This is a genomic window from Burkholderia sp. BCC1644 (assembly GCF_902833225.1).
Lineage (GTDB): Bacteria > Pseudomonadota > Gammaproteobacteria > Burkholderiales > Burkholderiaceae > Burkholderia.
In genome coordinates this window covers 163,434-175,226 of the sequence record NZ_CADFEI010000008.1, presented here as the reverse complement: position 1 = coordinate 175,226, position 11,793 = coordinate 163,434, and the positions used below count along the sequence as shown (strand labels likewise).

The window sequence follows — 11,793 nt, the reverse complement described above, 5'->3', positions numbered from 1 at the left end:
TTTTTTTCATGCATCACGCGCGGCGTCGCTCACGCATGCAGTACATGGGTGGGAAACGCGGGGGCGGCACTCGCCGCACCCTGCGCGAGCGGCGCGACCTGCTTGCGGCGCTCGCGGGTCGGCGCGACGCCGAATGCATCGCGATAGCTCTTGCTGAAGTGGCACGCCGACTGGAAGCCGCACGCCATCGTGATGTGCATGATCGACATGTCGGTCTGCAGCAGCAGCTCGCGCGCACGGCGCAGCCGCAGCGTCAGGTAGTAATGCGTCGGCGTCATGCCGAGGTGCTCGCGGAACAGGCGCTGCAGTTGCCGCTGCGACATGTTCGCGAGTCGCGCGAGCTCCTCGCGCGACAGCGGCTCCTCGATGTTGTTCTCCATCAGCGAGATCACTTCGAACAGCGACTTGTTCGCCGAGCCGAGGCGCGCGACGAGCGGCATGCGTTGCTGCGCGCTCGTGTCGCGCACGTGTTCGACGATGAACTGCTCGGCGATCTGCGTGACGCGCGCAGTGCCCACGCGCGCGGCGATCAGGTTCAGCATCATGTCGAGCGGCGCGACGCCGCCCGTGCACGTGATGCGGTCGCGGTCGATCACGAACAGTTCCTTCAGGAAGCGCGTGTCCGGAAACTCTTCCTTCAGCGCCGACATGTTCTCCCAGTGGATCGCGCATGCGTAGCCCGCGAGCAGCCCCGATTTCGCGAGTGCATAGGTGCCCGTGCACAGGCTGCCGAGCGGGATGCCCGAGCGCGCGAAGCGGCGCAGTGCCGACAGGTGGGCCGGCGTGGTCGCACGCTGCACGTCGACGCCGCCGCACACGAACACGATGTCGGGCTGCCCCGCGCATTCGGCCGGGCCCGTGTCGACCGTGAGGCCGTTGCTCGCCGTGACCGGGCCGCCGTCCGGGCTGATCACCGACCAGCGGTAGAGCGGCTGGCCGCTCAGGTAGTTCGCCATCCGAAGCACCTCGATCGCATTGGTGAACGCGATCATCGTGAAATTCGGTAACGGCATGAACGCGAAGTGGGACAGCGACGCTGTGCGGTCGGGCGACATGGGGAGCGTTCCTAAAATCTCTAATAGCTATACGCCCGGGGGGCACGGGTCGGGCAGCGGTATTGTGTGAGCGAGCGCAACAAGCGTGCCATACGGCTAAACCCTAGCTCCATACGTTGTCTGGGTGTAAGGCCGATGTTGCACTGCACCGTAAGCGGGAGACGCCGCACCCCGAACGGGCGGCAAACGCACTGCCCGCGTGCGTATCCATAGGTGAACAGCCGACGCCGTTTTGGTTGGTCATCCGAAAAAGCACGACCGGTCACTTGTATAAAACGGACGTGCATGGCGGAAAAGGCAAAGAACGCGTCTAAATTCATCAATCCGCCGAAAATCCGAACGACAAGAATAGAGCCGTCGGCAACCTTGTACTGGCGCAGCGGGAAACCCAGGCAGGGCGGGCCTTGAGCTTTGGTTGCAGCCCTTTATTCTTCGTCACGGACGCACTATGTCGAACACCCAGCCTTTCTTCTCGCAGCCCCTTGCCGAGCGCGACGCGCCGGTACGCAGCGCCATCCTGAAGGAACTCGAGCGTCAGCAGTCGCAGGTCGAGCTGATCGCGTCGGAAAACATCGTGTCGCGCGCCGTGCTCGAGGCGCAGGGCTCGGTACTGACGAACAAGTACGCGGAAGGCTATCCCGGCAAGCGTTATTACGGCGGCTGCGAATTCGCGGACGAAGTCGAGGCGCTGGCGATCGAGCGCGTCAAGCAGATCTTCAACGCCGGTTATGCGAACGTGCAGCCGCACTCGGGCGCGCAGGCGAACGGCTCGGTGATGCTCGCGCTGGCCAAGCCGGGCGACACGGTGCTCGGCATGTCGCTGGACGCCGGCGGCCACCTGACGCACGGCGCGAAGCCGGCGCTGTCGGGCAAGTGGTTCAACGCCGTCCAGTACGGCGTGAACCGCGACACGATGCGGATCGATTACGACCAGGTCGAGGCGCTGGCGCACGAGCACAAGCCGAACCTGATCATCGCCGGCTTTTCGGCATACCCGCGCGCGCTCGACTTCGCGCGCTTCCGCGCGATCGCCGACAGCGTCGGCGCGAAGCTGATGGTCGACATGGCGCACATCGCCGGCGTGATCGCCGCGGGCCGCCACGCGAACCCGGTCGAGCATGCGCACGTCGTCACGTCGACCACCCACAAGACGCTGCGCGGCCCGCGCGGCGGCTTCGTGCTGACCAACGACGAGGACATCGCGAAGAAGATCAACTCGGCCGTGTTCCCCGGCCTGCAGGGCGGCCCGCTGATGCACGTGATCGCCGGCAAGGCCGTCGCGTTCGGCGAAGTGCTGCATGCGGACTTCAAGACCTACATCGACAACGTGCTCGCGAACGCGCAGGCGCTCGGCGAAGTGCTGAAGGCCGGCGGCGTCGATCTCGTCACGGGCGGCACCGACAACCACCTGCTGCTGGTCGACCTGCGCCCGAAGGGCCTGAAGGGCGCGCCGGTCGAGCAGGCGCTGGAACGCGCGGGCATCACCTGCAACAAGAACGGCATCCCGTTCGACACCGAGAAGCCGACCGTCACGTCGGGCATCCGTCTCGGCACGCCGGCCGGCACGACGCGCGGCTTCGGCGTCGCGGAATTCCGTGAAGTGGGCCGCCTGATCCTCGAAGTGTTCGACGCGCTGCGCGCGAACCCGGAAGGCGACCACGCGACCGAACAGCGCGTGCGCCGCGAGATCTTCGCGCTTTGCGAACGCTTCCCGATCTACTGATCGACTCCCACAAGAACAGACCCACGAGCGAGAGCAGATATGAGCACGCTGCATCAGGACAGCATCATCATCGACGGACTGAACATTTCGAAGTTCGAGAAGCCGGTGTTCGAGGACATGCGCAAGGGCGGCATCACGGCCGCGAACTGCACGGTGTCGGTGTGGGAGAACTTCGCCAAGACCGTCGACAACATCGGCGTGATGAAGAAGAAGATCCGCGACAACGGCGAGCTGCTGACGCTCGTGCGCACGACGGACGACATCTTCCGCGCGAAGAAGGAAGGCAAGACCGGGATCATCCTCGGCTTCCAGAACGCGCATGCGTTCGAAGACAACCTCGGCTACATCGAAGCGTTCGCCGACATGGGCGTGCGCGTCGTGCAGCTTTGCTACAACACGCAGAACCTGGTCGGCACCGGCTGCTACGAGCGTGACGGCGGCCTGTCGGACTTCGGCCGCGAAGTGATCACCGAGATGAACCGCGTCGGCATCATGGTCGACCTGTCGCACGTGGGCGGCAACACGTCGTCGGAAGCGATCGCGTTCTCGAAGAAGCCGGTGTGCTACTCGCACTGCCTGCCGTCGGGCCTGAAGGAGCATCCGCGCAACAAGAGCGACGTGCAGCTGAAGGAGATCGCCGATGCGGGCGGCTTCGTCGGCGTGACGATGTTCGCGCCGTTCCTGAAGCGCGGCATCGAAGCGAACATCGACGACTACATCGAGGCAATCGACTACGTCGTGAACCTGATCGGCGAAGACGCGGTCGGCATCGGCACGGACTTCACGCAGGATTTCGCGAAGGAATTCTTCGACATGCTGACGCATGACAAGGGCCGCTATCGCCAGCTGACGAACTTCGGCAAGGTGATCAACCCGGACGGCATCCGCACGATCGGCGAATTCCCGAACCTGACCGCGGCGATGGAACGCCACGGCTGGAAGGAGTCGCGTATCCGCAAGATCATGGGCGAGAACTGGGTGCGCGTGTTCAAGGACGTGTGGGGCGCGTAAGCGCCGCATCGAGCCGAACCGCCACCCGCGATTCAACATTAGAAAAATCGGGACGTGCCTGCGCAAGCCGCGCGGGCGCGCGGACGATGTCGCGCCTGCGCACTGAGCCGCGCGGCCACTTTCTTCACGGAGTCACCACGATGCAACCGCAACTGCCGATCAACGTCGATCCCGATACCGGCGTCTGGACCACCGACGCGCTGCCGATGCTGTACGTGCCGCGTCACTTCTTCACGAACAACCACGTCGCCGTCGAGGAAGCGCTCGGCGTCGACGCGTATGCCGAGATCCTCTACAAGGCCGGCTACAAGTCCGCGTACCACTGGTGCGACAAGGAAGCAAAGCTGCACGGGCTGACCGGCATGGCCGTGTTCGAGCACTACCTGAAGCGACTGTCGCAACGCGGCTGGGGCCTGTTCTCGATCATCGAGGCCGATCCGGCCAGTGCGCGCGCGAAGATCGAGCTGCGCCACTCGTCGTTCGTGCTCCAGCAGCCGGGCAAGGAAGGCAAGCTCTGCTACATGTTCGCGGGCTGGTTCGCGGGCGCGATGGACTGGGTCAACGACACGACGCCGGAAGGCAAGGGCGCACCGCGCGCGCAATCGAAGGAAGTGCAGTGCGCGGCCGAGCATCACGACCACTGCGTCTTCGAAGTGTCGCCGATCGCGCACTGACGCACTGATTCACCGCTACACAACAACACCCGCAACACGAGACATTCGAACGCCAGAGGTCGCCAGCGATGCGTTATCCCCACCTGTTCAAACCCATGCAGCTGAACCAGCTGACGCTGCGCAACCGGATCGTCAGCACCGCGCATGCGGAGGTGTATGCCGAGCCGGGCGGCCTGCCGGGCGACCGCTATATCCGCTACTACGAAGAAAAGGCCAAGGGTGGCGTCGGCCTGGCCATCTGCGGCGGGTCGAGCCCCGTATCGATCGACAGCCCGCAGGGCTGGTCGAAATCGGTGAACCTGTCGACCGACAAGATCATCGATCCGCTCACGCGCCTCGCCGACACGATGCACAAGCACGGCGCGAAGATCATGATCCAGGCGACGCACATGGGCCGTCGTTCGTCGTTCCACGGCGAGCACTGGCCGCACCTGATGTCGCCGTCGGGCGTGCGCGAACCCGTGCACCGCGGCAACGCGAAGATCATCGAGATCGAGGAAATCCGCCGCATCATCGGCGATTTCGCGGCGGCCGCGAAGCGCGTGAAGGCAGCGGGCATGGACGGCATCGAAATCTCGGCCGCGCACCAGCACCTGATCGACCAGTTCTGGAGCAAGCGTTCGAACCACCGTACCGACGAATGGGGCGGCAGCCTCGAAAACCGCCTGCGCTTCGGCATCGAAGTGCTGACGGCCGTGCGCGAGGCGGTCGGCAAGGATTTCTGCGTCGGCCTGCGCATGTGCGGCGACGAATTCCACGAGGACGGCCTCGATCACGAAGCGCTGAAGGAAATCGCACAGGCGATGTCGGAGACGGGCCTGATCGACTACCTGAGCGTGGTCGGCTCGGGTGGCGACACGCACAACACGATCGCGAACTGCATGCCGCCGATGGCATTGCCGCCGGAGCCGTTCGTGCACCTCGCGGCCGGCATCAAGTCGGTCGTGAAGATTCCGGTGATGCACGCACAGAGCATCCGCGATGCGGGCCAGGCCGAGCGCCTGCTCGCGACCGGCATGATCGACCTGGTCGGCATGACGCGCGCGCAGATCGCCGATCCGCACATGGTGATCAAGATCCGCGACGGCCGCGAAGACGAAATCAAGCAGTGCGTCGGTGCGAACTACTGCATCGACCGCCAGTACAACGGCCTCGACGTGCTGTGCATCCAGAACGCGGCGACGTCGCGTGAAGCGACGATGCCGCACATCATCGAGAAGTCGCGCGGCCCGAAGCGCAAGGTCGTGGTGGTCGGCGCGGGCCCGGCGGGGCTCGAAGCGGCGCGCGTCGCGAAGCTGCGCGGCCACGACGTCGTGCTGTTCGAGAAGAACGCCGAAGTGGGCGGGCAGGTGATGATCGCCGCCAAGGCGCCGCAGCGCGAACAGATGTCGGGGATCATCCGCTGGTTCGACATGGAAACGAAGCGCCTGGGCGTCGACCGCCGTCTCGGCGTGGCCGCCGACGAGAAGATGATCATGGCCGAGAAGCCGGACATCGTCGTGCTCGCGACGGGCGGGTCGAGCTTCACGTGGCAGGTGCCGGGCTGGGGCGTGGCCGACGGGCTCGCCGTGAGCTCGTGGGACATCCTGACCGGCAAGGTCGAGCCCAAGCAGAACGTGTTGCTGTTCGACGGCGTGAGCACGCATGCCGGCGCGGGCGTGGCCGACTTCATGGCGAGCCGCGGCTCGAAGGTCGAGGTCGTCACGCCGGACGTGAAGGTCGCCGACGATTGCGGCGGCACGACGTTCCCGATCTTCTATCGCCGCCTGTATGCGTTCGGCGTGATCCCGACGCCGAATACGATGCTCGATCGCGTTTATGAAGAGGACGGCAAGCTGATCGCCGTGCTGCGCAACGAGTACACGGAAGAACTGGAAGAGCGCGCGGTCGACCAGGTGGTGATCGAGAACGGTTCGTCGCCGAACGACGAGCTGTACTGGAAGCTCAAGCCGGAATCGGTGAACCGCGGCCAGATCGATCCGCACACGCTGTTCGCGGCCGAGCCGCAACCGTGCCTGTCGGAAGAACTCGGCAACGGCCGTTTCCTGCTGTTCCGTGTCGGCGACTGCATCTCGATGCACAACGTCCACGGTGCGATCTACGACTCGCTGCGTCTCGTGAAGGATTTCTAAACGATGAACCCGTCCTTCCTCATTACCGCCCTGTTGTGGCTGTCGGTGGCGGGGCTCGCGTTCGCGGTCGCGAAGCGCTCGTCCTACTGGCGGCTCGGCCGCGCCACGGCGCCCGGCTCGTTCGGCGTCGCGAACCTGTTCGCGATCCCGAAGCGTTATTTCGTCGACCTGCACCACGTGGTCGCCCGCGATCCGTACATCGCGAAGACACACGTGGCGACGGCCGGCGGCGCAATCGGCGCGCTTGCGCTGGTATTCATCAACTACGGCCTCGCGATCTACTCGCCGTGGCTCGACAAGCTGATCTTCCTCGCGGCGCTCGCGATGCTGGTCGGCGCGGTGTTCGTGTGGCGGCGGCGCGCGGCGAAGGACGTGCCCGCACGGTTGTCGAAGGGCCCGTGGAATACGCTTCCGTGGCTGCTCGGCTCGTTCGCGCTCGGCCTCGTGCTGTTCATGCTGGTGCCGACCGGCGCGATGTCGGGTGCGTTCGCGGTGCTCTGCGCGCTGCTGATCGGCGTCGGTGCATTCACGATGACCGTCGGCGCCGCGAAGGGCGGCCCGATGAAGCATGCGATCGCCGGCCTGCTGCACCTCGCGTTCCACCCGCGCCAGGAGCGTTTCGCGGCCACCCGTGAATCGTTCACCGGCAACGGTACGGCCACGCCGCCGACCGCACTGAAGCTGCCGGACATCGAGCATCAGGAATACGGGGTCGCGAAGCCGGTCGAATTCCGCTGGAACCAGCTGCTGAGCTTCGACGCCTGCGTGCAGTGCGGCAAGTGCGAAGCCGCATGCCCCGCGTTCGCGTCGGGCCAGCCGCTGAACCCGAAGAAGCTGATTCAGGATCTCGTCGTCGGCATGGCCGGCGGCACCGATGCGGCGTACGCGGGCAGCCCGTCGCCGGGCCTCGCGATCGGCCAGCATCGCGGCGAGCCGAACGGCCCGATCGTGTCGGGCCTGATCGAGGAGCAGACGCTGTGGTCGTGCACGACCTGCCGCGCCTGCGTGCAGGAATGCCCGATGCTGATCGAACACGTCGACGCGATCGTCGACATGCGCCGCAACCGCACGCTCGTGCACGGCACGGTGCCCGGCAAGGGCCAGGAAGTGCTCGCGAACCTGCGCGAGACGGGCACGATGGGCGGCTACGACACGGCCGCGCGCTACGACTGGTCGGTCGACCTGAGCGCGCCCGTCGCGCAGCCGGGCAAGCCGGTCGACGTGTTGTTCGTCGCGGGTGAAGGTGCGTTCGACATGCGCTACCAGCGCACGCTGCGCGCGTTCGTGAAGGTGCTGAACAAGGCAGGCGTCGACTACGCGGTGCTCGGCTCGACCGAGACCGACACGGGCGACGTCGCCCGCCGGCTCGGCGACGAAGCGACGTTCCAGCAGATGGCGAAGCGCCTGATCGGCACGCTCGGCACGCTGTCGTACAAGCAGATCGTGACGGCCGACCCGCACGTGATGCACAGCCTGCGCAACGAATACCGCGCGCTCGGGCTGCGCGTGACGGTCAAGCACCACACGACCTACCTCGCGGAACTGGCCGACAGCGGCAAGATCGCGCCGAAGGCCGTCGAGGCGCTGCAGGACAAGCGCACGACGTACCACGACCCGTGCTACCTCGGCCGCTACAACGGCGAGACGGAAGCGCCGCGCAAGCTGCTGAAGACGATCGGCATCCAGGTCGTCGAGATGGAGCGCAACGGCATGCGCGGCCGCTGCTGTGGCGGTGGCGGCGGTGCGCCGTTGACCGACATCCCCGGCAAGCAGCGCATTCCCGACATCCGCATCGCCGACGCACGCACGATCGGCGCGGACGTGGTCGCGGTTGCCTGCCCGAACTGCACGGCCATGCTCGAAGGCGTCGTGGGCCCGCGCCCCGACGTGCTCGACGTCGCCGAACTCGTCGCCGCCTCGCTGGAGTGAATCGATGAACACGATCAAACGAATCGATCCGCGCCGGCCGTTCATCATCACGGCCGCCGGCCTGAAGCGCATCACGCTCGGCGAGGAAGGCAGCGCCGATGCGAACGCCGCGTACGGGGCCGCGCACGGCCATGGCGCAGCGGCCGCGAAGCCGCGCCGCGCGCTGCAGGATCCGAAGCACGTGATGCTGGTGGTCGCGCACGGCGAACGCGGCGCGCTCGACGACCATTCGCGGCAGGCGATCGCCGCCGCCGCCGTGCTCGCCGATGCGCAGACCGAAGTCGCACTGCTCGCGTTCGGCGAGCTGAAGGATGACGTGGCCGAGCTCGGCGTCGACAAGCTGCTCGAGTTGACCGGCTTCGATCGCCGCACGTTCGATCCGGAAAGCGAACTGCAAGCATTGCAGGCCTGTGTGGCCGCGCTCGCACCGAAACACGTGTTCGTGCCCGACAACGCGACGGGCGACGGCGATCTTGGCCGGCGTTACGCGGCAGCCGCCGGCGCGAGCGTCGCGACCCACGTCGTCGAGATCGACGCGAAGCACGTCGGCGCGTATGCGCAGGCCGGGCGCGCGTTTGCCACGCGCGCGCTGCCCGACGTGATCCTGCTCGCGCAGAACGCGGTCGACGCGAAGCTGCCGTTCGTCGGCGCGGGTGAGCGTCTCGCCGCCGATTTCATCCGCCCGGCCCATGACGCCACGCAGCCGTACCGCGATCTCGGCCTCGACGAAATCGATGCGGCCCAGGTCGCGCTCGAGGAAGCCGATTTCATCGTGTCGGCCGGCAACGGCGTGTCCGACATCGGCGCGTTCGAGCAGCTGGCCGGTGCATTCGGCGCCGCGATCGGCGCGAGCCGCGTCGCGGTCGACAACGGTCACTTCACGCGCGACAAGCAGGTCGGCGCGACCGGCAAGACGGTCGAGGCAAGCGTGTACATCGCGTTCGGCATCTCGGGCGCGGTGCAGCACTTGCAGGGGATCAAGGACTGCCGCCACGTGATCGCGGTGAACCTCGACGGCAGCGCGCCGATCGCGAAGCGCGCGAACCTGACGGTGGTGGGCGACGCGCAGGCGACGATCGCCGCGTTGATCGAACAGGTGCAGGCCGCGCGTGCCGCGCGCGGCGAATCGCCGGCCGCGGTCGGCACCCGTGAACCGGAAGGAGTTGCCGCATGAACGCCCCCCGTCCCTTGCAACGCATTGCGGTGCTCGTGTCCATCGGCCGGCATCCGGTCAGCGGCGTCGCGCGATACAGCCGCAACGATGCGGCCGCACTTGAAACCGGCCGCCAGCTCGCCGAGCAGCATCGCGCGAAGCTCGACGTGATCCATGCAGGCGACCCCGCGAACGGGGCGCTTGCCGAATATCTCGCGCTCGGCGCGCGGGAGGTCGAGGTGCTGGCCTGCCGCGACGGCGACGATGCCGTGCACGCGCTCGCCGCGCGCATCGAAGACTACGACCTCGTGCTGACCGGCACGCGCGCCGAGGGTGCGTACGACACCGGCATGCTGCCGTACCGCATCGCCGCGGCGCTCGGCTATCCGCTGGTCGGCTCGGCCGTCGACGTGACGGTCGAAGGCGGTCGCGCGGCCGTCCGGCAATTTTTGCCGAAAGGGTTGCGGCGGCGCGTCGATGCCGCGCTGCCGGCCGTGATTGCCGTCCATCCGCTCGCCAATGCCGAGCCGCGCTACGCGTATGCGCGGCTGCGCGCAGGCGCGATCCGGCCGGCGCTCGCGGCGCCCGGCGCGAACGCCGACGCGGCCGCCTGGACGGTCGGTCCGGTCGAGCGTAAACCCGTAAAACTGGTCGCCGCCGAGAAGCGCTCCGGGCATGCCCGGATGCTGTCCGCGACGACGACGGAAAGTCGCGGCGGCAACGTCGTAAATGAAGGGAGTTCGGTCGAAAAAGCACAAGTGATCCTCGCGTATTTGCGCGAGCATCAGCTCATCGACTACTGATTTTGATGCCTGTCGGCAAGAACCCAGGGATGCAAGGAATCCGGAGCAAACGATGAAAGTATCGGCAGACATTCGTGCATTGATCGAGCGGCGCAAGGAAGGGCACAGCCTCGACGCACCGTTCTACACGAGCGAGGACATCTTCGCGCTCGACATGGAGGCGATTTTCCGCCAGCACTGGATCCAGGTGGCGATCGAACCGGACATTCCGGAACCGGGCGACTACGTGACCGTGGAACTGGGGAGCGATTCGATCCTGATCGTGCGCGACGACGACATGGCGATCCGCGCGTTCCACAACGTGTGCCGTCACCGCGGCGCGCGCCTGTGCAACGAGGACAAGGGCTCGGTCGGCAACATCGTGTGTCCGTACCACAGCTGGACCTACAACCTGACGGGCCAGCTGATGTTCGCCGAGCACATGGGCGAGAAGTTCGACCGCTGCAAGCACAGCCTGAAGTCGGTGCACGTCGAGAACCTCGCGGGCCTGATCTTCATCTGCCTCGCCGACGAGCCGCCGGTCGACTTCGCGCAGATGCGCGCCGAGATGGAGCCGTACCTGCTGCCGCACGACCTGCCGAGCACGAAGATCGCCGCGCAGATCGACATCATCGAGGAAGGCAACTGGAAGCTCACGATGGAGAACAACCGCGAGTGCTATCACTGCGTGGCGAACCATCCGGAGCTGACGATCTCGCTGTACGAATACGGCTTCGGCTACCAGCGTTCCGACGCGAACGCCGAAGGCATGGACGCATTTGCAGAAACGTGCGTGCGCCGCGGGAAGGAGTGGGCCGAGATGGGCCTGCCGTCCGCGGAGATCGAAAAGCTGCTCGACGTGACGGGCTTCCGCACGCAGCGCCTGCCTCTCGATCGTCACGGCGAATCGCAGACGCTCGATGCGAAGGTCGCGTCGAAGAAGCTGCTCGGCGGCTTCGACAAGGCGGACCTCGGCGGGCTGTCGTTCTGGACGCAGCCGAACTCGTGGCATCACTTCATGAGCGATCACATCGTGACGTTCTCGGTGATCCCGCTGTCGGCCGGCAAGACGCTCGTGCGCACGAAGTGGCTCGTGCACAAGGATGCGAAGGAAGGCATCGACTACGACGTGAAGAACCTCACGGCCGTGTGGAATGCGACCAACGACCAGGATCGCGCGCTCGTCGAATTCTCGCAGCGCGGCGCGACCAGCAGCGCGTATGAGCCGGGTCCGTACTCGCCGTTCACGGAAGGTCTCGTCGAAAAATTCTCGGCCTGGTACATCGGCCGGCTCGCCGAAAAAACCGGCGAATAGTACTTAGCAGTGTACAAGC

At 66.2% G+C, this 11,793-nt stretch carries 9 protein-coding genes; 8 read left to right on the top strand and 1 reads right to left on the bottom strand.

All coding sequences use genetic code 11. From position 1 onward, the window contains the following. Positions 1-29 precede the first annotated feature (29 nt). Positions 30-1,055 (bottom strand): GlxA family transcriptional regulator, encoded by a 1,026-nt coding sequence (locus HWX87_RS18025; RefSeq protein ID WP_176048377.1) that lies wholly within the window; start codon positions 1,053-1,055, stop codon positions 30-32. 448 nt (positions 1,056-1,503) lie between these two features. Here HWX87_RS18025 and HWX87_RS18020 point away from each other — a divergent pair, with 448 nt between their 5' ends. From HWX87_RS18020 to HWX87_RS17985, 8 genes are all read left to right on the top strand, one after another. After that, complete coding sequence (locus tag HWX87_RS18020) at positions 1,504-2,778, top strand: serine hydroxymethyltransferase (protein WP_059239231.1); 1,275 nt, start codon at positions 1,504-1,506, stop codon at positions 2,776-2,778. Between the two features lie 39 nt (positions 2,779-2,817). Then, positions 2,818-3,789 carry a dipeptidase gene (locus HWX87_RS18015; RefSeq protein ID WP_175841053.1) on the top strand — a complete coding sequence of 324 codons (972 nt, stop codon included), beginning with the start codon at positions 2,818-2,820 and terminating at the stop codon, positions 3,787-3,789. 140 nt (positions 3,790-3,929) lie between these two features. Further along, entirely contained in the window at positions 3,930-4,463 is a 534-nt protein-coding gene (locus HWX87_RS18010) for a DUF5943 domain-containing protein (RefSeq protein WP_048243292.1), read from the top strand. A gap of 68 nt (positions 4,464-4,531) precedes the next feature. Then, positions 4,532-6,595, top strand: a complete 2,064-nt coding sequence (locus tag HWX87_RS18005) for an NADH:flavin oxidoreductase (RefSeq protein ID WP_176048376.1) — start codon at positions 4,532-4,534, stop codon at positions 6,593-6,595. 3 nt (positions 6,596-6,598) lie between these two features. Beyond that, positions 6,599-8,524 carry a (Fe-S)-binding protein gene (locus HWX87_RS18000; RefSeq protein ID WP_176048375.1) on the top strand — a complete coding sequence of 642 codons (1,926 nt, stop codon included), beginning with the start codon at positions 6,599-6,601 and terminating at the stop codon, positions 8,522-8,524. Between the two features lie 4 nt (positions 8,525-8,528). Next, a complete protein-coding gene (locus HWX87_RS17995; RefSeq protein ID WP_176048374.1) occupies positions 8,529-9,698 on the top strand; it encodes an electron transfer flavoprotein subunit alpha/FixB family protein in 1,170 nt (389 codons plus the stop codon). After that, on the top strand, positions 9,695-10,480 hold the full coding sequence (locus HWX87_RS17990; protein WP_176048373.1) for an electron transfer flavoprotein subunit beta/FixA family protein: 786 nt from the start codon (positions 9,695-9,697) through the stop codon (positions 10,478-10,480). Before HWX87_RS17995 ends, HWX87_RS17990 begins: the two co-directional genes overlap by 4 nt. Before the next feature lie 52 nt (positions 10,481-10,532). After that, complete coding sequence (locus HWX87_RS17985) at positions 10,533-11,774, top strand: aromatic ring-hydroxylating dioxygenase subunit alpha (protein ID WP_176048372.1); 1,242 nt, start codon at positions 10,533-10,535, stop codon at positions 11,772-11,774. Positions 11,775-11,793: the final 19 nt, after the last annotated feature.